The sequence below is a fragment of the Streptomyces hokutonensis genome (genome assembly GCF_000376565.1).
GTDB lineage: Bacteria > Actinomycetota > Actinomycetes > Streptomycetales > Streptomycetaceae > Streptomyces > Streptomyces hokutonensis.
Window position 1 is genome coordinate 322,288 of record NZ_BARG01000038.1, and the last position, 21,260, is coordinate 343,547.

The 21,260-nt window shown below is 69.0% G+C and carries 17 protein-coding genes and 2 pseudogenes; 10 read left to right on the top strand and 9 right to left on the bottom strand.

Features of this window, described 5'->3' with window-relative positions; all coding sequences use genetic code 11:
- Positions 1-2: 2 nt before the first annotated feature.
- The 3 genes from SSP08S_RS24035 to SSP08S_RS24045 form a co-directional block, all read right to left on the bottom strand.
- Positions 3-1,538, bottom strand: coding sequence for a UxaA family hydrolase (locus SSP08S_RS24035; protein ID WP_218006659.1), 1,536 nt, complete (start codon positions 1,536-1,538; stop codon positions 3-5).
- Between the two features lie 99 nt (positions 1,539-1,637).
- Positions 1,638-2,516, bottom strand: coding sequence for an SMP-30/gluconolactonase/LRE family protein (locus tag SSP08S_RS24040; protein WP_019070193.1), 879 nt, complete (start codon positions 2,514-2,516; stop codon positions 1,638-1,640).
- A 105-nt stretch (positions 2,517-2,621) separates the two neighbouring features.
- Complete coding sequence (locus tag SSP08S_RS24045; protein WP_019070194.1) at positions 2,622-3,554, bottom strand: LysR family transcriptional regulator; 933 nt, start codon at positions 3,552-3,554, stop codon at positions 2,622-2,624.
- 98 nt (positions 3,555-3,652) lie between these two features.
- Between SSP08S_RS24045 and SSP08S_RS24050 the strand changes: the two genes are divergently transcribed.
- Together SSP08S_RS24050 and SSP08S_RS24055 are read left to right on the top strand one after the other, a co-directional pair.
- Positions 3,653-4,855 (top strand): mandelate racemase/muconate lactonizing enzyme family protein, encoded by a 1,203-nt coding sequence (locus SSP08S_RS24050; protein ID WP_019070195.1) that lies wholly within the window; start codon positions 3,653-3,655, stop codon positions 4,853-4,855.
- Positions 4,856-4,887: 32 nt separating this feature from the next.
- A complete protein-coding gene (locus tag SSP08S_RS24055) occupies positions 4,888-5,634 on the top strand; it encodes an SDR family NAD(P)-dependent oxidoreductase (protein ID WP_019070196.1) in 747 nt (248 codons plus the stop codon).
- A 21-nt stretch (positions 5,635-5,655) separates the two neighbouring features.
- Here the strand turns inward: SSP08S_RS24055 and SSP08S_RS24060 are convergent, their stop codons facing one another.
- Together SSP08S_RS24060 and SSP08S_RS24065 are read right to left on the bottom strand one after the other, a co-directional pair.
- Positions 5,656-7,986 (bottom strand): glycoside hydrolase family 95 protein, encoded by a 2,331-nt coding sequence (locus SSP08S_RS24060; RefSeq protein ID WP_019070197.1) that lies wholly within the window; start codon positions 7,984-7,986, stop codon positions 5,656-5,658.
- Between the two features lie 43 nt (positions 7,987-8,029).
- Entirely contained in the window at positions 8,030-9,181 is a 1,152-nt protein-coding gene (locus SSP08S_RS24065; RefSeq protein ID WP_019070198.1) for an ROK family transcriptional regulator, read from the bottom strand.
- 369 nt (positions 9,182-9,550) lie between these two features.
- On the opposite strand from SSP08S_RS24065, the gene SSP08S_RS24070 reads away from it, so the two are divergent.
- From SSP08S_RS24070 to SSP08S_RS63515, 5 genes and pseudogenes are all read left to right on the top strand, one after another.
- Entirely contained in the window at positions 9,551-11,626 is a 2,076-nt protein-coding gene (locus tag SSP08S_RS24070) for a fibronectin type III domain-containing protein (protein WP_026178780.1), read from the top strand.
- Between the two features lie 33 nt (positions 11,627-11,659).
- The gene (locus tag SSP08S_RS24075; protein ID WP_019070200.1) at positions 11,660-12,679 is read left to right on the top strand and encodes a carbohydrate ABC transporter permease; all 1,020 of its coding nucleotides are present in this window, start codon (positions 11,660-11,662) and stop codon (positions 12,677-12,679) included.
- Between the two features lie 13 nt (positions 12,680-12,692).
- Complete coding sequence (locus tag SSP08S_RS24080; protein WP_019070201.1) at positions 12,693-13,631, top strand: carbohydrate ABC transporter permease; 939 nt, start codon at positions 12,693-12,695, stop codon at positions 13,629-13,631.
- A gap of 18 nt (positions 13,632-13,649) precedes the next feature.
- Positions 13,650-14,999 (top strand): ABC transporter substrate-binding protein, encoded by a 1,350-nt coding sequence (locus tag SSP08S_RS24085; protein WP_026178781.1) that lies wholly within the window; start codon positions 13,650-13,652, stop codon positions 14,997-14,999.
- 422 nt (positions 15,000-15,421) lie between these two features.
- Positions 15,422-15,745: pseudogene (locus tag SSP08S_RS63515) on the top strand (glycoside hydrolase family 36 N-terminal domain-containing protein); the annotation flags it as partial.
- Positions 15,746-15,894: 149 nt separating this feature from the next.
- Here SSP08S_RS63515 and SSP08S_RS24090 read toward each other — a convergent pair.
- The 3 genes and pseudogenes from SSP08S_RS24090 to SSP08S_RS63525 form a co-directional block, all read right to left on the bottom strand.
- Positions 15,895-17,133 carry a cytochrome P450 family protein gene (locus SSP08S_RS24090; RefSeq protein WP_019070203.1) on the bottom strand — a complete coding sequence of 413 codons (1,239 nt, stop codon included), beginning with the start codon at positions 17,131-17,133 and terminating at the stop codon, positions 15,895-15,897.
- Positions 17,134-17,250: 117 nt separating this feature from the next.
- A complete protein-coding gene (gene wrbA / locus SSP08S_RS63520; protein ID WP_245607943.1) occupies positions 17,251-17,853 on the bottom strand; it encodes an NAD(P)H:quinone oxidoreductase in 603 nt (200 codons plus the stop codon).
- Positions 17,854-17,997: 144 nt separating this feature from the next.
- Positions 17,998-18,441 (bottom strand): annotated as a pseudogene (locus tag SSP08S_RS63525) (YceI family protein); the annotation flags it as partial.
- Positions 18,442-18,599: 158 nt separating this feature from the next.
- Between SSP08S_RS63525 and SSP08S_RS24100 the strand changes: the two are divergent.
- The 3 genes from SSP08S_RS24100 to SSP08S_RS24110 all read left to right on the top strand — a co-directional run bounded on the left by SSP08S_RS24100 (position 18,600) and on the right by SSP08S_RS24110 (position 20,508).
- Entirely contained in the window at positions 18,600-19,145 is a 546-nt protein-coding gene (locus tag SSP08S_RS24100) for a MarR family winged helix-turn-helix transcriptional regulator (RefSeq protein ID WP_019070205.1), read from the top strand.
- Positions 19,146-19,217: 72 nt separating this feature from the next.
- Positions 19,218-20,009: an acetoacetate decarboxylase family protein gene (locus SSP08S_RS24105; RefSeq protein WP_019070206.1), complete on the top strand. Its 792-nt coding sequence runs from the start codon at positions 19,218-19,220 to the stop codon at positions 20,007-20,009.
- Positions 20,010-20,055: 46 nt separating this feature from the next.
- On the top strand, positions 20,056-20,508 hold the full coding sequence (locus tag SSP08S_RS24110; protein ID WP_019070207.1) for a MarR family winged helix-turn-helix transcriptional regulator: 453 nt from the start codon (positions 20,056-20,058) through the stop codon (positions 20,506-20,508).
- Positions 20,509-20,518: 10 nt separating this feature from the next.
- Here the strand turns inward: SSP08S_RS24110 and SSP08S_RS24115 are convergent, their stop codons facing one another.
- Positions 20,519-21,055 carry an HdeD family acid-resistance protein gene (locus SSP08S_RS24115; RefSeq protein WP_019070208.1) on the bottom strand — a complete coding sequence of 179 codons (537 nt, stop codon included), beginning with the start codon at positions 21,053-21,055 and terminating at the stop codon, positions 20,519-20,521.
- Positions 21,056-21,260: the final 205 nt, after the last annotated feature.

A 21,260-nucleotide genomic window follows, 5' to 3' on the forward strand; every position in this document is an offset into this window, starting at 1 on the left:
CCTCACAGCACCGCTCCCATACGCCACGGCACGATCTCCTCCGTCCCGAACCCGAGCGCCTCGGACTTGCTCTCCGCACCGGAGGCCAGGTCCACCAGGGCCTCGAACAGGGCGGTGCCGTAAGCGACTTGATCGGTGTGGCTCATGGCGGGCCCGGCGTCGAAGTCGATGTCGCCGCGCATCCGCTCGTACAGCCCGCTGGTGGTGCTGATCTTCAGACACGGGACGGGACGGGAGCCGAACAACGAGCCGCGGCCGGTCGTGAAGGCGAGCAGGTTGGCGCCGCCCGCGACCATCCCGGTGGCCGACACCGGGTCGTAGCCGGGGGTGTCCATGAAGGTGAGGCCCGGCGCGGTGACCGGCTCCGCGTAGCCGACGACGTCGTTCAGCGGACTCGTCCCGGACTTGAGCACGGCGCCCAGGGACTTCTCCCAGATGGTGGTGATCCCGCCGGCCCGGTTTCCCCGCGACGGATTGTTGTCGAGGGTCGCGCCGCCCGCGGCCGCGTACTCCTGCCACCAGTCGATGAGTTGGTCGATGCGCGCCGCCGACTCCGGGGTCGTCGCCCGGTCCCGCAGCAGATGGTGGGCGCCGTAGATCTCCGGGGTCTCGCCGAGTACGACACGCCCGCCGGCCGCGACGAGCAGATCGGCCGCGACACCGAGCGTGGGGTTCGCGGTCAGGCCGGAGTAGGCGTCGCTGCCGCCGCATTGGAGGCCCAGGGTCAGGTCCGAGAGTGGGATCGGCGTGCGGTGGGTCCGCGTGATGCGTGGGACCAGGTCCGCGATGCGGTCGAGTGCCGCGTTCACCGTGGCCGCCGTACCGCCGAGTTGCTGGATGGTGAGTGTCTCGGCGCCCAAGTCGCCGTCGGGGAGCAGGTTTTCGGGCTGGTTCACCTCGCAGCCGAGACTGATCAGCAGGGCCGCCGCGACGTTGGCGTGGCCGAGGTAACCGTGCAGCGTGCGGCGCAGGACGGCATCCCCAGGTGTGCCCTCCGCCATTCCGCAGCCGAGGTCGTGCGGGAGCGCGATGACACCGTCGAGACCGGGTGTCCCCTTGTGGACGGCGTCGGCCTGCTGGGCGATCATCCGGGCCACCGTGGCCGAGCAGTTCACGGTCGGGACCACGACGACGTAGTTCCGGGTGGCGGCGCGCCCGTCGGCCCTGCGGTAGCCGAGGAAGTGGTCGCGGGTGGGAGAGACACCGGACGGTCGTGACCGTGTCGGTGACTGGTGCGGGGTCGGCTCTTCCCACTGGCCGACGCCCAGGTTGTGCACGTGGACGTGCCCGCCGGCCGGGATGTCGGCGAGGGCCACGCCGATGACCTCGCCGTACTTGCGGACCGGAGTGCCCTTCGGAATGTCGTGCAGCGCGACCTTGTGCCCGGCGGGGATGTCCTCGACGGCCGGTGCCGTGCCGTCTGGTAGCTCGAGGAGTGTCCCTCGCGCCGCTGCCACGAGAAGCAGGCCTATGTCGTCCACGCCGGGACGAGGCACCAGCGGTTTCGATCCCTGTGCGTCTCGACGTTCGCTGTTCACGTGATCGACCGTAGGGCCCCAACACCGCGCAAGGGAAAGACGGTTATCGATGGTCGGTCATCCGGAATACGAATGCCCGTCGCCCCGGCGGCAGTTGGGTCAGGCCCGGAACGGGTGGACAGGGACTCCTGCCGTTCCGGTCTCGACGACGAAGACGGAACCCGACAGCGGGGACCTGGCCAACTCCTCGGCGGACAGGCCGTTTCGCGCGGACGTGATGAACAGGCGGCCGTCCGTGCCGAAGGCGCAGCTCGTCGGCTGAAGCACGGGCACGGGAACGAGTCCGACCACGCGCCCTGTCGGGTCGTAGCGTCGCACTTCGCGAGCGCCGTGCATGGCCACCCAGAAGCAGCCCTCGACGTCGACGGCGAGACCGTCGGGGACGCCCACTCCCTCGGTCTTGGTCAGCACCTCCAGGCGGCCGAGTTCGCCCGGCTCCGCGTGGAAGTCCGCGCGGTAGAGGAGGTTGGCGTAGCTGTCGGCGAGGTACATGACGGTGTCCTCGGCGTTCCAGCCCAGCCCGTTGGGCAGCACGAGGCCGTCCGCGACGACGACGCTCGGCCCGTCGCCGTCCCAGCGGTGCAACCGGCCCTGGCCGGGTGCGAACTCCATGTCGTTGCTGCCCGCCCAGAACCTGCCGCGGGAGTCGACCTTGCCGTCGTTCATGCGCAGGTTCGGTTCGGGCAGCACGGGATCGACCAGTGTCAGCCCGTCGTCGGTGACGTAGCCGAACCCCTCGGCAACCGCTACGGCGAAACCGTCGTGCGACTCGCGGGGCGCGACCGTGCCGACCATCGTGCCGACCTCGTGGACGGTCTGCCGACCGGTGGACAGATCGTCCTCGAACACCTTGCGGCCGTAGATGTCCACCCAGAGGAGATGCCCGGTGCGAGGATCGAAGACCGGTCCCTCGCCGACGTCCGAGGTCTCACTGCGGACCGCCACTTCGAGATCTGCGTACGTTCGGACACTGGTCATCGCGACTCCGTTCGTTTTCCCTCAACCTGGCCCCGGGCACCCGTGATCGTCAACGCCCGAATAGCAGATGCCGGGTATTCGCTCCGCGAATGGAAGCGGGTCATGTCATACCGGTGGAATGGCTGTTGTGCCCTCAGGTCTGGGGGCTCTCATCACCGCTCGGATGAAAGCCTGTGCGGCTGCGCCCAGCGGACGCTCCGAATGCCACCACACTCCCACGTCCCGAAAGCGGTTGAGTTGGTGAAGGGGGCGCATTTCCATTCCTTCGCGCAGAATCATCACCGCGCCCAGATGGTTGATGATCCCGAGTCCGTGTCCGGCGCGCACCATGGCACCCAGCGTGGTGGGCTGATGCGACACGATTCCGTTCGGCGAGACCAGGTTCTGGATGCTCAACTCGACCTCGGCCTCGTATCCGACCACCGTGTTGGCGAGCGGATCGCCGATCGTGATGACGCGCTGGTTCGCGAAGTCGGCGAGTTCGACCTCGCTCTTCTTGAGCAGGGGATGACCGGTCGGCGCGAGCATCACATACGGCTCGCGCCACAACGGCCGCATGGTGAAGGCGTGGTCGTGCGGTTCGGGCCGGACCGTGCGGAGGGCCACTGAGACCCGGCGCTCGGACAGCGCCGCCTCGATGAAGTCCACGTCCCCGTCCAGGACCGCCACCCGGATCCCCGGATATCTCGCCTGCAAGGACGTGATGACTCCCGGCAGGAACTCCGCACTCGCGCTGGCGAAACTCGCGACGGTGACGCTTCCGGTGATGTTCCCCAGATCGGTCTGGCGCGCGGTGACCAATTCGTCCGCCGCCGCGAGCACCGCGCGCGCCCGGGCCAGCAGCGCGCGCCCGTCGTCGGTGAGGGTGAGCGGGCGGATACGGCGTTCGATGAGCAGACAGCCGAGTTCGCGTTCCAGATTCGCGATGTGCGCCGATACGCGCGGCTGCGACAAATGCAGTTTGTCCGCCGCCCTGGTGAAGCCACCGGTATCGACGACCTCAACCCAGGTACGCAACCAGGCCAGTTCGAGCGTCATTGGCCGAACCTCCTCTTCTTACGGTCATCTGCGCGGCGGATCACCGGTATTCGTATTTCACTGTTGACGAGTTTTGGAGACCATGGCCGACTGGGACAATGACCGATCAGACTTCTTTCGGCACTGCCCGCGGGCTGCTGTCCGCGCACGGAGCGGATCTCCTTCGCGGCGACGACGGTGCCGTGATCACCTCCGTGGAGACCTACGCACTCGCCGTGCCCCTGAAGCGGCCCATCGCCGACTCCACGGCCGCCATGGCGCACTGGACGGTGCCCGTGGTCGAGATCCGTACCGCCGACGGCCGGATCGGGACCGGGATCTCCGGTGTGCACTGCGCTCCCGAACTCCTCTCCGACGTGATCCTCTCCTACTATGCCGACGCCCTCCTCGACACCTCCTCGGAGGACATCCTCGGCACCTGGAAACGCCTGTACTGGCTGCCCACGCACTGGATCGGCCGGGCCGGTGTCGTCCACATGGCGCTGGCCATGGTCGACATCGCCCTGTGGGACCTCGCCGCACAGCGCGCCGGGATGCCCCTGTGGCGGCTGTTGGGCGGCACCCAGGAGAGCGTCGAGGCGTACAACACCGACGGCGGCTGGCTCAACCTCAGCGACTCCGACCTGGTCCGGGACCTCACCTCGCTGGTCGACCACGGCTGGTCCCGGGTGAAGATCAAGGTGGGCCGGTCCGACTGGCGGGAGGACGCCCGGCGCGTCCGCGCGGTCCGCAAGGCGCTCGGCGACGACGTGACCCTGATGTGCGACGCCAACCAGCGCTGGGACCTGTCGACCGCCAACCAGATCATGCCGGTCCTCGAGGAGGCCGCGATGGACTGGGTGGAGGAGCCCTTCCACGCCGACGACCTCCAGGCCCACACCCGCCTCCAGTCGTCGACGCGGCTGGACGTGGCGGCCGGCGAAAGCATCTACTCGTACCACCAGTTCGCCTCCTTCATGGCCGCCGACGCCATCCGCGTCGTCCAGGCCGACGTCACCCGGGTCGGCGGCGTCACCGAGTTCCTCCAGGTCGCGGCACACGCGGCGGCCCGGGGCCTGCGGCTGGCACCGCACGCGGGCGACATGATGCAGGTGCACCAGCACCTGGTGGGCACCGTCCTGTCGGAGGTGCCGCCCCTTGTCGAGTTCATCCCCTGGACGCAGGAAGCCTTCGTCGAGCGCAGCGTCGTACGCGAAGGACTCATGGAGCGCCCGCAGAGCCCGGGGGCCTCCACCGCGATCGAACCGGCCGCCCGGGTCCGCTGGCAGCTCCCTGCGGTGGGCTCGGCCCGCACCCTGTGAGACCCCGACCGTCCACCGAGGAAAGGAACGAGATGACCGAGCAGACCGACGACCGCGTGGCCGTCGTCACCGGCGCGGGCCAGGGAATCGGGCGCGCCATCGCCCTGGCGCTCGCGGCCCGGGGCGTACGGGTCGTCGTCACCGACCGCAACACCGAGACCGGAACCGCCGTCGCCAAGGAGACCGGCGGCGACTTCCTGCCCCTGGACGTCGCCGACCCTCGGGCCGTCGCGGAGGTCGCGGACGAGGTCGTACGGCGCTTCGACCGCGTCGACGTCCTGGTCAACAACGCCGGTATCGCCCACGAGAACGCGGCCCTCGACGTGACCGACGCGATCTGGCACCGCGTCCTCGACACCGACCTGACCGGCACCTTCGTGGCCTGCCGCGAGTTCGGCCGGCACTTCGTGCACCGGCGCTCCGGATCGATCGTGAACATCTCCTCCATCGCCGCCTTCATCGGGTCCAACCCCGAGTACCACGTCGCCTACGACGTCGCGAAGGCCGGTGTCTCCCAGCTCGCGCGGTCGCTCGCCGTCGAGTGGGCGCAGTACGGGGTCCGGGTCAACGCCGTCGCGCCGGGACGGACCCGCACCCCCATCCTCGACACGGTCGGGATGGACGATCCCCGCCGGATGACGCAGTGGATCGACCAGATCCCGATGGGCCGGCTGCTGGAGGCCGAGGAGATCGCTGCGGCCGTGGCCTTCGTGGCGCTCGACGGCACCGCGATGACCGGACAGACCCTCCTCGTCGACGGCGGCCAGATCGCGCAGTGACGCTGTCATCGACGCTTGCCCTCAGCCGAGGCCGAGGGCAAGCGTCTCTCCCTCGGCGAGCCGTATGTCGAGGAGGTCCGCGCCGTAACGCACCCGGACGTCGGCGGCTCGTGCCGCCCGGATGCACGCGGCCTCCAACTTCCCTGCTTTCCAACGGATGTCCACGGTGAGACCGCCACGGGCGCGCAGTCCGTACACGCTGCCCCCCGGCCATGCGGCGGGCAGCGCGGGGAGCAGTTCCACGTCCCGTCCGTCGGACTGGAGCAGCATCTCGGCGATCCCGGCCGTGCCGCCGGCGTTGCCGTCGAAGGAGTAGATGTTCTGCGCCGCGCCCGCCACCCCGCCGGCCGAGAACGACATCAGGTTCGCCTCGCTGGCGTCCGCGATCAGGCTGGTGAGGTGCTTCAGGGCCGCGTCGCCGTTGAGCAACCGGGCGAAATAGACAGTGAAGTTGGCCTCGACCCACTCGGTCTGCTCCCAGCCCGGGGCCTGCTGTCTGCGCGCAATGGTGACCTCGGCCGCGCGTGCCAGGTCCGGGGTGTCGCGCGGGGTGATCTGGCGCTCCGGGAACAGTGCGCTGAGGTGGGAGGTGTGCCGGTGACTGGGCTCGGCCTCTTCGTAGTCGTGAAGCCACTCCTGCAGTTGCCCGTGTCGTCCGATGCGGAACGGCGGCAGTCGGCGGCGCGCGGCGGCGATGCTGGTCCTCAAGTCGGCGTCGACACCGAGCAGTTCGGCACTCTCCGCGCAGATCCGCAGCACCGCCTCCATGAACACCCGGTCCGCGGTCGCCCCCATGGACACGGAACACCGGCTGCCGTCGGGCGCGAGATACCAGTTCTCCGGCGACTCGGACGGCCCGGTGACGAGCAGACCGTGCTCCGGCTCCTCGACCGTGTAGGCGAGCAGGAACTCGGCGGCTCCGCGCAGTACCGGGTACGCGCGCTCCCGGAGGAACGTCTCGTCGCGGCCGTACTCGAAGTGCTCCCACAACTGGAGGGCCAGCCAGGCCCCGCCGGTCACGTTCATGCCCCAGCCGATACCGGAGCCGGGTGCCGTGTATCCCCACGCGTTGGTCACCGTGTGCGCGACCCAGCCCGGAGCGCCGTACAACTGCTGGGCGGTGGAACGGCCTTGGTCCGCCAGGATGTCCAGTAGGCCGAACAGTGGCTCCTGGCACTCGGCCAGGTTGGTCGGTTCGGCGGCCCAGTAATTCTGCTGGGTGTTCATGTCCAGGTGGAAGTCATTGGTCCAGGGCGCGCTGCTGGCCAGGCCGTCGTTCCACAGGCCCTGCAGGGCAAGCGGCAAAGGGGAGTTGGGGCGGGAGCCGGCCACCGTGAGGTAGCGGCCGTACTGGAAGTAGAGGGCCATCAGCGCGTTGTCGGCCTTGCCGGAGGCGAGCCGTTCGCGGCGGGTGTCGGTGGGGGCGGACGCGAGGTCGGGCGGCGGTGAACCGAGATCCAGTGAGACGCGTCGCATCAGCGACTGGTGGTCCGCGATGTGTGCTGCCCGCACTGTCTCGTATCCGGCCTCCATGCCTGCGGACAGCAGTGATTCCGCGCGCTTTCGCGGGTCCGCTCCGGCCCAGTCGGTGCCGACCACGACGTACACGACCGCGCTGTCGGCGCCCTCCAACTGGAGTGTGTCTCCAGTGTGTTGCACGGTGCCGCCCTCGGCTTCGAGATGGGCGCGGATCTCCAGGGCGACGCCCTGCCGCCCGTCGCTGTGCAGGCTCTCGTACGCATGGCCGTCGAAGGTGACGCAGGTGTCCGTGGTGCTTGTGCTGCCGGGGAGTATGCCGTCCCGGATCGAGAGGGCGAAGGCCAGCGAGCCGGGACGGTCCGGGGTGAGGCGGATCGCCATCAGGCCATGAGGGTTGGTGGCGAACACCTCGCGGGTGAAGCGGACGCCGTCCTGTTCGTAGGTGACCTCGGCGAGGCCCGTGTCCAGGTCCAGCGTCCGTCGGTAGTCGTGAGCCGGAGGGCCGTCGGGGAAGGTGAGTCGCACTTCCGGCAGGGGCAGGTTGGTCCCGAACAAGCTTGGTCTGCCCGGGAGATGCTCGGCTGCGAGCCGTTGTGCCTCGGCGTGGTCTCCCGCGAAGAGGAGTTCGCGGATGCGCGGGAGCTGCTGGCGGGCGGTCGGGTTCAAGTCCGTTGTGGAGGGGCCGCCCGACCATGCGGTCGACTCGGAGAGCTGGATCCGCTCGCGGTCGGTGCCGCCGTAGATCATGCCGCCGAGACGGCCGTTGCCTATGGGCAGTGCTTCGAACCAGCGGGTGGCGGGGCGGTCGTAGTGGAGCAGCCCGGGTGGGACGCGGACAGTGCGGATGCTCTGGTCGGTGAGGGCTTTCAGCATGACGTGCGCTTTCGGGACGGGGCCAACTCGTAGGCGACGCTGGCTACTTGGCGGGTGCGAAGACGTGCTGGGCGGCTATGGCGGCGCCGCCGCGGGCCCATTCCTCGAAGGGGAGGGGTCTGACGACGAGGTCGCAGTCGGCCGCCGCGCCGAAGGCACGGGCCGCGAAGGTGGCGCGGATCTGGTCCTCGTAGAGGTCGTAAGTGGCCACGCCCTCACCGGAGATGATGATGCGTTCGGGGCCGATGAGGTTGGCGACGGAGGCGATCGCCAGGCCCAGGGCGTGACCGGCCCGGGCGAAGACGGCGCGGACGGCGGCGTTGCCGGCGTGGGCGAGGCGGACCGCGCCGTCCATCGTCAGCTCGGGGTCGCCCGTCGCCTGGCGGGCCTGGTCGATGATGGCCTGGGTGGAGGCGACGGCTTCCACGCAGCCGGTGTTTCCGCAGGTGCACACGCGGTCGGTGCCGCCCACCGGCAGGTGGCCGACCTCGCCCGAGACGCCGTGGGCACCGGAGACGACCCGGCCGCCGATGGAGATGCCGCAGCCGATGCCCGCGCCGACGGTGACCAGGGCGAAGGACGACAGCCCGGCCCCGACACCGAACCACTGCTCGGCGACGGTCAGGGCGCGGACGTCGTTCTCGATGACGGTCGGCAACTCCGTTGCGTCCCGCACCAGTTGGGCGAGTGGTACGCGGCGCCAGTTGAGGAAGGGGGAGTACTGGACGGTCCCGGTGTGGCCGTCGACGTCGCCGGAGATCGTGACGCCGATGCCGTGCAGGGCACCGGGCGCGTACGGCTTGGCCTTCGCGTTCAGTTTCTCGACGAGCCGGGCGACGGCCAGGACGACCGTGCCGACGTCACGCGAGCCGAGTGCGGACCGCGCGGTGGCCAGGGTGCGTGCGGTCAAGTCGGCGAGTACACCGATGAGTTCGTCACCGGTGATCTTCACGCCCACGAAGCGGGCGCGCTCGCCGCGTACCGCCATGAGCGTGGCAGGGCGGCCCTGGGTCTGCTCGGTGGAGCGGCCCAGCTCGGTGATCCAGCCGTCGCTCAGCAGCGGAGTGGCGACCTTCGTGACCGCGCCGGGCGACAGACCGGTACGGCGCCCGACTTCGGCGCGCGTGAGCGGGCCGTGGGCGAGAAGGGTCTGGAAGAGCAGAGCGGCCGCGGGGGGCTGATCGGCGAGCGTCATGCGGCGACCATACATTTCCACTGGAAAAGAAGATAGAAGAAGGATCGCGCTGATCGACGTCCGTCTTCCGTCCTCATCTCCCGAATCCGCCTCCATTCTTTCCACGAATGTCGATGATTCGCGCGGCGCAATATGTTGACGCTGGAAGAAAAGCCTGGCTACATTCGCGGCACCTCGCGACAGATGGATGGGACGTCCACCGACGCAGGTGGCGGCCGGTTTCCTCCCCGACCGGCCGTCGTCGTACGGCCACGAGGGCGGATCCGAACGCCCACTCACCAATTTCCCCATGCGGCTGACCGTGCAGGGACACTTCCGGACCTTCCCAGGGCCCCGCCGTGCCTTTTCGCGCCGAGATGGAGTAAACACATGGCTCGTCCAGCAGGACCCGCGTCATTCGTACGGCACAGATCCGGTGCGCGCGGTGGGTTCCTCCGTCGCCTGTCCGTCCTGGCCGCCGGCGCTCTCGTGGTGTCCCTCGCGGCACCGGCCGCCGCGTCGACCGCGGGCCCCGGCGCGACTCGGCAACAGGCGGTCCTGGCCGCCAAGCCCTATATGGGCTGGAGCAGTTGGAGTCTGGAGGCCACCAGCCATCCCGGCTACGGCGGGGTGAGCTGGCTGACCGAGGCGCACGTCAAGCAGCAGGCCGACGTGGTCGCCTCGAAGCTCAAGTCCCACGGCTACGAGTACATCAACGTGGACGCCGGCTGGGCGAGCGGCTTCGACCAGTACGCCCGGCCGACCGCGAACCCCACCACGTTTCCGCAGGGCATGAAGTCGCTGGGCGACTATCTCCACCACAAGGGCCTCAAGTTCGGGCTGTACCTGGCGGTCGGCCTCGACCCCGTCGCGTACGGCGACGGGAAGACACCGATCCACAACGTGCCGGGCTGCATCACCTCGGACATCGTCTATCCCGACCTGCGGAAGACCAACGGGTGGAACTCCGCGTACAAGATGGACTTCACCAACCCCTGCGCACAGAAGTACATCGACTCCCTCGCCGACCAACTGGCCGGCTGGGGTGTGGACTTCCTCAAGGTCGACGGTGTCGGCCCGGGTTCGTGGCAGGGCGACGCCGACCACGACAACACCCCGGACGTGAAGGCCTGGCACACCGCGCTCCAACGGACCGGCCGTCCCATCCAGTTGACGCTCTCCTGGTCACTGAGTCACACCCAGGCGGACACCTGGAAGGCCAACTCCAACGGCTGGCGGGTCGACACGGATGTCGAGTGCTACTGCGACACGCTCGTCACCTGGAACAACTCGCTCAAGGTGCGCTGGAACGACGTCGTGCAGTGGATCGACGACGCGGGACCCGGCCACTGGAACAACCTCGACTCCCTGAACGTCGGCGTCGGCGCCATGGACGGCCTCACCGAGGCCGAACGGCAGAGCTACGCCACCCTGTGGGCCATCGAGTCGGCACCGCTGTACTCGGGCGACGACCTCACCAAACTCGACGCGTACGGGCTGAAGTTGCTCACCAACGACGAGGTCATCGCCGTGGACCAAGCCGGTCATCCCGCGCGGCCGGTCAGCCAGACGACGAACCAGCAGACCTGGTACGCCCGTAATCCCGACGGGAGTTACACCGTCGCCCTGTTCAACCTGGGCTCCGAAACCGCCGACGTCACCGCGGACTTCACCGACCTGGGCATTGGCGACTCGGCCGCGGTCCGTGACCTGTGGCAGCACAAGAACCTCGGCCGCGTCTCCGGACACCTCACGGCGAACCTGCCGCCGCACGGCTCACGGCTCTTCACCTTCACTCCGACCCGGCAGGGCGCCAACCCCGGTACTCCGCTTGGCGTCCACGGCACCGCCGCCACCTCCACGAGCGTGTCGCTGGCCTGGGACAAGGTGAACACCGGCACCTCGCCCGTCACTCGCTACACCGTCTACGCCGACGGCCGCCCGGTGACCACCAGCACCGGCACCACGGCGACCGTCAACGGCCTGAGCGCGGCAGATGCCCACACCTTCACCGTCGTCGCCCGTGACGCCAAGGGTCGAACATCGGCTCCCAGCAAGGTCGTTGAGGTCACCACGCCCGCGTCCGGTGGTCCCACCGCCCACGAGGCCGAGGCGCCCGGCAACATCCTCACCGGCAACGCCGTCGTCGCGGGCTGCGACGGCTGCTCCGGCGGGAAGAAGATCGGCAACCTCGGCGGCGGGGTCGTGTCCTTCACCCACGTGAGCGCGCCGAAGGACGGCACGTATCTGCTGAAGCTGGACTACGTGGACGCCGACTCAAGTCGTGTCATCGACCTGTCCGTTGGGGCCACGACGCTCCAGGTTCCGGTGCCCGGCACCAACGACAACGCCTGGGGCACCCCGCAGTCCCTCACCGTCCCGGTGCCGCTGAAGGCCGGCGACAACACGATCGGCTTCGGCAACGCGACCGACTACGCGCCGGACATCGACAAGATCACCGTCTGATCCACCAGTTCGTACCGTACGAAGGAGGGTGCTGTGGTGGTCACATCGCAGGGCAACCACACAACGCCGGTGAGACCGTGGCCCGGTGAGCCGGGTGTGGTGGCCACCACAGCCAACTCGCCGGTCAAGAAAAGGAGTTCACCGAGGAAGGGGCGGCGCCCCACCGTCACGCGTTCGGCCGCGGCCCGCCGCCGGGACCTGCCGGTCGCCCTGCTGCTCATCCTGCCCGCAGTGATCGGCTTCGCGACCTTCTACGCCTATCCGACCCTGCGCGGCATCTACCTCAGCTTCACCGAGTTCCACGTCCTGAGCCCGCCGAAATGGGTCGGGCTGGCCAACTTCCGGGAGCTGTTCGGAGACGACGTCTTCTGGCACTCGCTGCTCGTCACCGGCTACTTCGTCCTGCTGTCCGTCGTCTTCGGCACCCTGACCTCGCTGGTGACAGCGGTGGTGCTCGATCGGGTGACCCGGTCCTCGGCGCTGCGCGGAGTGATCCTGCTGCCGTTCCTGATCTCCAACGTCATCGCCGCGCTGGTGTGGCAGTGGATGCTCGACCCGACCCTCGGCATCGTCAACATCGCCCTCAAGCACCTGACCGGCCACTCCGTCCTGTTCTTCGGCAGCGGGGGATGGGCGATCCCCTCCCTCGCGGCGATCAGTGTCTGGAAGTGGATGGGCTACTACGCCCTGTTGATCTTCGCCGGACTGCAGACCATCCCGCCGACCATCTACGAGGCCGGCCGGGTCGACGGCGCGAGCGAGATCCAGATGTTCCGCCGGCTGACCGTGCCCCTGCTGCGGCCGATCCTCGTCATGGTGGTCGTCCTGACGGTGATCAACTCGTTCCAGCTGTTCGACATCGTGCAGGTCACCACCGAGGGCGGTCCGGCCAACGCCTCGAACGTGCTGCAGATGTACATCTACCGCAAGGCCTTCCGCCAGTTCGACTTCGGCTACGCAGCCACCATGTCGCTGGCCCTGTTCGCCCTGCTCATCGCGGTCACCTTCACCCAACTGCGGCTCGCCCGCGCCAACGAATCCGACCTGAGCTGAAGGAGGCCGCCCCATGGCTGTCACCGTCGCACCCGGCCCGGCGGCGCTCCCGCGTCGTCCGCCCCGGAAGGACACCCGCAGGTTCTCGCCCGGCAGGGCCGTGGCCTGGACCTACCTCGGCGGCATCGTGCTCGTCACCCTCTTCCCCTTCTACTGGATCCTGCGCACCGCGCTGTCGAACAACTACCAGCTCGCCACCAACCCGTCCTCGCCGCTGCCGGTGGGCTTCACCTGGGGCGCCTTCGAACGTGTCCTCGGTATCGCCACCACCGCCGAGGCGCAGGCCCAGGGCGGTTCGGGTGCCACCCTCGACATCGCGATCTATCTGCGCAACTCGCTGATCTACGCGTCCGTGCAGACGGCGCTCATCGTGCTGCTCTCGGCAGCCGCCGCCTACGCCTTCTCCCGGCTGCACTGGCGTGGCCGCGACCTGGTGTTCAACATCCTGATCAGCGCCCTGATGGTGCCCAGCGTGTTCACGCTGCTGCCCAACTTCGTGCTGGTCAAGGACCTCGGGCTCACCGACACCTTTGCCGGACTCATCCTCCCCGGCGGGCTGTTCCAGGCCTTCGCGCTGTTCTTCCTGCGGCAGTTCATGCTCGGCCTGTCCACCGAGGTCGAGGAAGCCGCCATCATCGACGGCGCCGGCCCGCTGCGGATCTTCTTCCGGATCATCCTGCCGATGTCGGCCGCGCCGATCGCCACCGTCTCGCTGCTGATGTTCGTCAACGCCTGGAACGACTACTTCTGGCCGCTGCTCATCGCCAACGACCAGAGCGTCCAGCCCCTCACCCTCGCCCTCGGCGTCTTCAAGCAGTCCTCACCCCAAGCCGCCCCCGACTGGGCCGGGTTGATGGCCGCCGCCCTCATCGCGGCGCTGCCGATGCTGCTGCTCTTCATCGCCTTCGGCAGACGCATCGTCAACTCCATCGGCTTCTCCGGCCTCAAGTGAGCAGTGAAAGAAGGAACCATGAGAGTTCGCAAGGCCGTGGCACTGGGAGCCGCGCTCACCCTGACCGCCCTCGTCTCCGCCTGCTCCTCGGGCTCGAGCAGCGGCTCCGGCTCCTCCACCCTCAACTGGTGGACCTGGGACGACAAGCAGGCCGCCGCCTACAAGGTCTGCGCCACGGATTTCGAGAAGGCCAACCCCGGCACCAAGGTGAAGATCACCCAGTACAACGTCGTGGACTACTTCACCAAGCTCACCGCCGGCTTCGTGGCCGGCAAGGCACCCGACGCCTTCCAGAACAGCGTCCAGTTCTTCCCGCAGTACGCCGACCAGCATCAACTCCTCCCGCTGGACGACTACATCAAGAAGGACAAGTTCGACCTGTCACGGTTCTCCGTCGGCGTCGACTCCTGGAAGTACACCGACGGCCACCAGTACGGCCTGCCCCTGGACTGGGCCGCCACCGGCCTCTACTACAACACCGACATGCTCACCAAGGCCGGCTACTCCACCGACGACGTCCAGAAACTGAACTGGAACCCCGACGACGGCGGCACGATCGGCAGGATGATCGCCCACCTCACCCTCGACACCAAGGGCCGCCGCGGTGACCAGCCGGGCTTCGACAAGGCACACATCAAGACCTACGGCTTCGGCCAGCTGGCCGCCAAGGACTTCCTGGGCCAGTCCACCTGGAGCTCCTTCGTCTCCACGACGGGCTGGCGGCTCGGCAACAAGGCCAACTGGCCGACCGAGTTGAACTACAACGACCCGCGCCTGGTGAAGACCATGGACTGGATCCGCACCCTCGTCGCGAAGGGCTACGCACCCAAGCTCGGCACCTTCACCAACACGGTGTCCGACGTCGACCTGCTCTCCTCGGGCAAGGTCGCCATGGAGACCGGCGGATCGTGGACGGCGTCCACCTTCGCCAAGATCCCGAACATCAAGGTCGGCATCGGCCCCACGGTCCTGGGCCCCGACGGCAAGACCCGCGCCGTCTTCAGCAACTCCAACGGCAACACCATCTGGGCCGGCACGAAGAACCCCGACCTGGCCTGGAAGTGGGTCTCCTACATGGGCTCCGAGGCCTGCCAGACCAAGGCGTCGGCGACCGGCACCTTCTTCCCGTCCATCCCCGCCTCGATGGACGCCTCCGCCAAGGCACTCAAGGCGCAGGGCGTCGACCTCACTGTCTTCACCGACATGCTCAAGAACAAGGAGCTCTACCCCTCGCCGGACTTCCGTAACGGCGCGGCCCTCCAGGACGCGATCGAGCCGCTGATCGAGGCCTACTTCGGCGGCCAGAAGAACGACAGCGTCTTCGCCGACATGCAGGCCAAGACGAAGAGCATCCTCACCGAGAAGTGACCGCCGCCCCTCCGGCGCACTGAGGCGGGACGGGGCCTGTACGGCGGGGAACCCCACGCAAGTCCCCGCCGCCGTCGAGGAGTTCCCCCCGGCGAAGGCCTCGAGCCACCGCATCCCGTCGCCCTCCCCGAAAAGAGACCGCGTGCCCACACCCCCCTCGCGCATCGTCGGCCTGCGCGCGGCCGGCACCTGCTTCACCGTGGAACTCACCGAGCCCGTGCCCCGAGTCCTGCACTGGGGAGCCGACTTGGGCGACGTCACCCCCGAGGGCCTGACGGCCCTGAGCCTCACCGCCGAACCCGCGATCCTCAACAACGCCCCCGACATCCCCCGCCGCACCCCGCCCGACCCTGACCGGGGCCACCCATCGCACGGACCCCGAAGGCGGAGGAGAACTCCAACTCCGGCTGAACGACGAGGCGTTGGGCCTGGACACCACCCTCACCTACACCCTGGACCCTCACGGAATACTCTCCGCCGACGCCGTTCTCTCCTGCCCGGCCAGCACCGATACGGCGCCCTACGACCTCTCCGGCGCCCTGACCCTGCTCCCTCTCCCGCGCCGGGCCACGGAGATCCTGGACTTCACCGGCAAGTGGAGCCGAGAACGCTCCCCGCAACGCCGTCCGCTGCACCAGGGCGCCCATGTCCGCGAAGTACGACGCGGGAAACCCGGCGTCGACTCGCCGTATCTCCTGTCGGTGGGCGTACCGGGCTTCGGATTCCGTACGGGCGAAGTGTGGGCGGTGCACGTGGCGTGGAGCGGCGACCAGCGCTACCTGGTCGAGCAACTCCCGGAAGGAGCAGGGGTACACGCCTCGGCTCTCGGTGGCCCCTCAACCCCGAGCAGGCACTCCTCATCGAGGTCCGCCGCGTTGACTGAAGTCGCTGTGCGTCAGCGCGTGTTGGTGTTCCCGGAGACCGTGACCTTGACGGGAAGACGACGTACTCCGTGCATCAGCAGGCCCGGGGACCACTCCAACTCGGCCTCGTCCACGGCCAGTTCCAGACTCTCGACACGCTCCAGCAGCGCGGTGACCGCGACCGTGGCCTCCATCCTTGCCAGGGGTGCGCCCAGACAGTGGTGGACACCGTGCCCGAAGGCGACATGGCCGGCCGGGCGTCCGAGGCGGAAGGAGTCCGGCTCCTCGAAGCGGGCGGGATCGCGGTTGGCCGCAGCGATGGACACCAGCAGCATGTCGCCCCGGCGCACCGGCACTTCACCGATCACCATGTCCTCGGTGGCGAAGCGCTCGGTCGCGGTGAGCACCGGGCCGTCCAGGCGGAGGAACTCCTCGACCGCCGTGGGCACGAGCGCGGGATCGGCGCGCAGCGCCTCGAAGAGGTCGGGCTGTCGGGCGAGACCGAGGAGGACGGCACCGATGAGGTTGGCGGTCGTCTCGTAACCGGCGATCAGAAGGAGGAAGGCCATACCGACCAACTCCGGGTCGGTGAGGGCGTCTTCGACGGTGTCGTTGGCCAGCGCGCTCAGCAGGTCAGGACCGGGGTCGGCCCGCTTGCCCGCGATCAGTTCGGCCAGGTACCCGCTCATCCAGACGTAGGCCTCCTCCCGGTCCGATCCGGCGACCGGGGACACGATCTGCTCCGAGGCCCAGCGGAACCTGTCCCAGTCGTCCAGCGGAACGCCGAGCAGTTCACAGATCACGGCGATCGGGACACGGACGGCGAACCCGTCGACCAACTCCGGTGTCTCCGCGGCCAGTACGGCGTCGGCCAGCTCGTCCGCGATCTCGCGCGTGCGGGGCCGTAGGGCCTCGATCTGCTGGGGTGTGAAGGCGCGGGTCACCAGTTTGCGCAGGCGGGTGTGGTCGGGCGGGTCCACGGTGAGCATGTAGTCGATCCCGACCTCGTCCCGCACACCGCTCATCAGCCAGCCCGGTTCCAGGCCGGCGCGCTCGCTGCGCTTGGACACGCGCGGGTCGGTGAGGACCTGGCGGGCCGCCTCGTAGCCGGTGATCAGCAACTGCGGTGGCGCACCGGCCGGTTCGCAGCGGTGCGCGGCCGCGGACTCCGTCAACCGGCGCAGCAGCACGTGCGGGTCCGCCTGGAACGCGGCACTCTCCAGCTCCGGCCGCAACGACGCGGTCTCGTCGCGCGGGTTGCTCGTGGTCATCTGGGTTCTCCCGGCTGGTTTCTCTGCTCTCGTCGGCAGAGGGACTGGAGGGCCGTGTCACGGAACGGGTGCCGACGGCCGCCGTATGACCGCCGCCGGCACCCGACTGCCGTGCTGTTACGCGTTGTTGAACCGCGCGGTGACCGTGGCCACGCGCTTGCCCTGGTACGCGGCTGCGGCGCGGGCGGTGTCGTCGACGGGGAGCGCTCCCTGGCCGTTGACGTGGCTGGTGCCGTAGGGGTTGCCGTCGGCGAACTTCACCGGGTCGGTGTAGCCCGGGGTGACGATGATGCCGCCGAAGTGGTGGACGGAGTTGTAGAGGGCGAGCAGCGTGGACTCCTGGCCGCCGTGCGCGGTGGCGGTGGCCGTGAAGCCGCTGTAGACCTTGTCGGCCAGCTTGCCCTGCGCCCACAGCCCGCCGAGCGTGTCGATGAACTGCTTCAACTGGCTGGCGATATTGCCGAACCGGGTGGGGCTGCCGAAGATCACGGCATCCGCCCACTCGATGTCGGCCGGGGTCGCCACCGGTATGTCCTTGGTGGCCGAAGCATGCGCCGACCAGGCGTCGTTGGCGGCGATGGCCTCCTCGGGGGCGAGCTCGGACACCCGCAGGAGTCGTACCTCCGCACCCTCCTTGCGGGCGCCGTCGGCGACCGCCTCGGCCAGTTCGTGCACGGTCCCGGTCGACGAGTAGTAGATGACTGCGATCTTGGGAGACATGGATATTTCCTCTCGCTGTGCTGCGTGCTCGACGGCGGACGCCGCCGTGGCCTCGGCGGCGGGGGCCGCCGTGCTCGGTACGGGATGGGCGATGGTGGTCAGGGTGAGCCGCAGCCAACGGGCGGCAAGGCCCTTCGACGCGGTGAGTCCGTGGCGGTAGCGGTCGACGGAGGTCGAGGCCGAGATCCGCAGTGAGCCGTTCTCGACGGACAGGGCGTCCACCGTCAGTTCGACCGGGGCCTGGTGGCCGCGGACGGTGAGGAGCCCCTTGACGACCCAGGCGCCCTCCGCACCGCGTGCCACCCTGGTCGACTCGAACCGGATCTCGGGCCAGCGCTCCGCGTGCAGGAAGGCGGGGGAGCGCACATGGTCGTCACGGCGGGCCGTACCCGTGTGGAAGCTGCGCGCTTCGACGACGGCCCGGGCGGTGGAGTGGGTGACCGGCTCCGCGATCGTGACGCGCCCCGACTCCACCTGGAACGTGCCGCTCACCCTGCCCAGGCCGAACAGGTGCCGTGTGGTGAAGGTGACGGACGACTGGGCGGGGTCGACCTCGTACGTCCCGGCTGGGGGCAAGGAGACGCTCATGCCCTGCTGGCCTCTCGCTCGGCGCCGCACGGGACGGCCCGTGCGGCGGTTGTGCTTGCTTGGGCAAGTATCTTCAGCCCATGAGAAATGCTTTGTCAAGCAAGTAGTTCCTGTGGTTCAGTGTTCCCACCGGGAGTTTCGGCGGGAAGGTGAAGGACATGAGAACGCCGGAGCAACAGCACCCCACGAACCCGGTGTCGGTCCCGCTGAGCTGTGTCGAGGAACGCCTCTGGCGCTCGCTGCAGCGACTGCTGGTGACGCTGCCCAGGGCGCTCGACGAGGACCTTCTGCGCTCCACGGGTCTGTCGCTCACCCAGTACACCGTGCTGATGCATCTGTCGGAGACGGACGGCGCCGGCCTGCGCATGAGCGACCTGGCCACCGCCACGGGCCTGTCCGCGAGCCGCATCACCCGCCTCGTGGAGACCCTCCGGGCCCAGGGACTTGTGGTCAAGCGACCGCACTCGACGGACGCCCGGGGGAGCATGGCCGTACTCACCGAAGCGGGACGGCAACGGCTGCGCGGCGCCTACCCGGCGCACCTGGCCAGCGCGCGCCGACGCGTCATGGACCAGCTCGACCCGGCCCTCGTCGACCGACTGGCCGAGGAACTGCGGGCGGTGGCCGATCCGCTCCAGGACAGGTGCCGGGCGGGCCACGACTCCCGCGAACAGACGTCCGCGTACGGCGAAGCAGTCACTTGACCCAAGCCGGACCCGCCTCCTCCGGCGAAACATGGTGTCCTTCCGGCCCCACCCGCCGTCGAGGAGGCACCCATGCTCCAGGGCTACACCTACCCGCTGTCACCGCGCGGAGAGGCGAACCTCGCCCCCGCACCGCCCTGGCACTACGCCGGTGACATCGTCGGCGTCGAGTTCTGGACCGACCCGGCCGCCGCGGAGGCGACACTCCCCGAGGGGCTGACACCGGACCCGGACTCCGACGGGCGCGCGGTGGCGCTGTTCATCGACTGGCAGTTCTCCGCGCAGCACGACGAGTACCTCGACCCGGTGCGCAGCCAGTACCGCGAGTTCATGGTCCTGGTCGACGCGCACCACCGGGACGAGCCGGTCTCGTGGTGCCCGTACATCTACGTCGACAACGACCTCGCCCTGGCGCGCGGTTGGGTGCAGGGCTTCCCGAAGAAGCTGGGCGCGGTCCACCAGACGCGCGTCTTCGCGGCCCCCGGCAACGCCTCACCGACCCTCGCGCCGGGCGGCCGGTTCGGCGCGTCCATGTCGGCCGCCGGGCACACCCTCGCCGAGGCCACGGTGACCCTCGAGCAGCCGGCGGACGACCCGGCGGCCCTCTTCGCCCGGCCCACGGTCAACCTGCGGCACTTCCCGAGCCTGTTCGCCGGGGAGTACGGCAAACCCGCCGTGCACGAGCTGGTCATGGCCGAGTTCGACGACCGGCGACTCGCCGACGTGTGGACCGGCACCGGAGACATCCGCCTGTTCGCCGCCCGGGGCGAGGAACTGGCGGACCTGGCTCCCGTGAGCATCGGCGCCGGTTTCCGCGCCTCGATGTCCTACAGCGTCACCGACGTACGGCGACTGGACGGGTAGCGGGCCGCCGTTGAGGTTCCTTGCTTGAGCACGCTAACCTGCGAGGATGACCGCCGAAGATCCCCTCACCGCGCAGGAAGAGCGCTTCTGGCGCGCGCTGATGCGTGTCATCGTCTCGCTGCCGCGCTCGCTGGACGACGATCTGCTGCGCGCCACGGGTCTGACGCTCACCGAGTACGTCGTCCTGATGAGCCTGTCCGAGGCCGAGAACCAGGAACTCCGCATGGCGGACCTGGCCTCGGCCACCGCCCTCTCGGCGAGCCGCATCACCCGGGTCGTGGACGCGCTGCAGAGCCGGGGCCAGGTCGTCAAACGGCGCTACGAGGGGGACGCCCGGGGGAACGTGGCGACGCTCACCCCGGACGGGATGAAACGGCTTCAGGCCGCGTATCCGGTCCACCTCGCCAGTGCCCGCAAGCGGGTCATGGACCATCTGGACGGCCGGTCGCTGTCGGCCATGGTGCGGCAGTTCGAGACGGTGGTCGAGAAGTTCGACTGAGTACCGCGGCTCACGCCTGCGTCGCGCCGGTGCGGTGGCGCCGCTCCTCGAAGGAGGCGAAGACCGCCGAGACGCCGTAGACGAGGCTGAACAGGCCGAAGACCGTGGCGAGGGAGACCGCGCCGATGTCCGGGTGGACGAACAGCGAGAACGCGAAGACGATCGCCACCGCGCCGGTCAGCAGGAACAAGGTGCGTTCCCCCGCCGTCTCGCCGCGCTGGAAGGCCAGGCCGATCTCCATGGCGCCGGTCGTCAGGGCCCACGCGGCGATCCAGATCGTGAGCGCGAGAGCAGTGATGCCGGGCCAGGCGAGGGCGACCACCCCGCCGGCCAGCGAGAGCAAGGAGAGCAGCAACCAGCCGAGGACGGGCCCCGCCCGGTCACTGGCGAAGGCGCGGGCGGCGTCCGTCGCCGCGATCATGAACGCGTAGACGGCGAAGAGGACGACTACCGCGCCGATCGTGATGCCGGGCCAGGCGACGGAGACCACACCGAGGACGACGGCCAGCAGACCGCGCGAGAGAAGCACGTTGGGTGAACTGAACATGGTCACCTTCCCCATACGAATGTCGCCCCGGTCTGCGCCCGGGGCCATGGTCCGCCACGAAGGCTAGGGTCGCGCCCCCCTGCCGCGATCTGTCATACGACTGCATCCGCTACTTCCATACCTCCCGGTCGCCATGACATGAAGGGGTGCAGCCAACTGACCGATGCGCCGCCCGGGTCGCGGTGGGACCATCGGCACCCCTGGC

What these genes read in the sequence shown, in the direction of transcription:
- SSP08S_RS24040 (WP_019070193.1), bottom strand. Translation starts at nt 2,516, where the DNA reads ATGACCAGTGTCCGAACGTACGCAGATCTCGAAGTGGCGGTCCGCAGT.
- SSP08S_RS24045 (WP_019070194.1), bottom strand. Translation starts at nt 3,554, where the DNA reads ATGACGCTCGAACTGGCCTGGTTGCGTACCTGGGTTGAGGTCGTCGAT.
- SSP08S_RS24050 (WP_019070195.1), top strand. Translation starts at nt 3,653, where the DNA reads ATGACCGATCAGACTTCTTTCGGCACTGCCCGCGGGCTGCTGTCCGCG.
- SSP08S_RS24055 (WP_019070196.1), top strand. Translation starts at nt 4,888, where the DNA reads ATGACCGAGCAGACCGACGACCGCGTGGCCGTCGTCACCGGCGCGGGC.
- SSP08S_RS24060 (WP_019070197.1), bottom strand. Translation starts at nt 7,986, where the DNA reads ATGCTGAAAGCCCTCACCGACCAGAGCATCCGCACTGTCCGCGTCCCA.
- SSP08S_RS24065 (WP_019070198.1), bottom strand. Translation starts at nt 9,181, where the DNA reads ATGACGCTCGCCGATCAGCCCCCCGCGGCCGCTCTGCTCTTCCAGACC.
- SSP08S_RS24070 (WP_026178780.1), top strand. Translation starts at nt 9,551, where the DNA reads ATGGCTCGTCCAGCAGGACCCGCGTCATTCGTACGGCACAGATCCGGT.
- SSP08S_RS24080 (WP_019070201.1), top strand. Translation starts at nt 12,693, where the DNA reads ATGGCTGTCACCGTCGCACCCGGCCCGGCGGCGCTCCCGCGTCGTCCG.
- SSP08S_RS24085 (WP_026178781.1), top strand. Translation starts at nt 13,650, where the DNA reads ATGAGAGTTCGCAAGGCCGTGGCACTGGGAGCCGCGCTCACCCTGACC.
- SSP08S_RS24090 (WP_019070203.1), bottom strand. Translation starts at nt 17,133, where the DNA reads ATGACCACGAGCAACCCGCGCGACGAGACCGCGTCGTTGCGGCCGGAG.
- wrbA (WP_245607943.1), bottom strand. Translation starts at nt 17,853, where the DNA reads ATGTCTCCCAAGATCGCAGTCATCTACTACTCGTCGACCGGGACCGTG.
- SSP08S_RS24100 (WP_019070205.1), top strand. Translation starts at nt 18,600, where the DNA reads ATGAGAACGCCGGAGCAACAGCACCCCACGAACCCGGTGTCGGTCCCG.
- SSP08S_RS24105 (WP_019070206.1), top strand. Translation starts at nt 19,218, where the DNA reads ATGCTCCAGGGCTACACCTACCCGCTGTCACCGCGCGGAGAGGCGAAC.
- SSP08S_RS24110 (WP_019070207.1), top strand. Translation starts at nt 20,056, where the DNA reads ATGACCGCCGAAGATCCCCTCACCGCGCAGGAAGAGCGCTTCTGGCGC.
- SSP08S_RS24115 (WP_019070208.1), bottom strand. Translation starts at nt 21,055, where the DNA reads ATGTTCAGTTCACCCAACGTGCTTCTCTCGCGCGGTCTGCTGGCCGTC.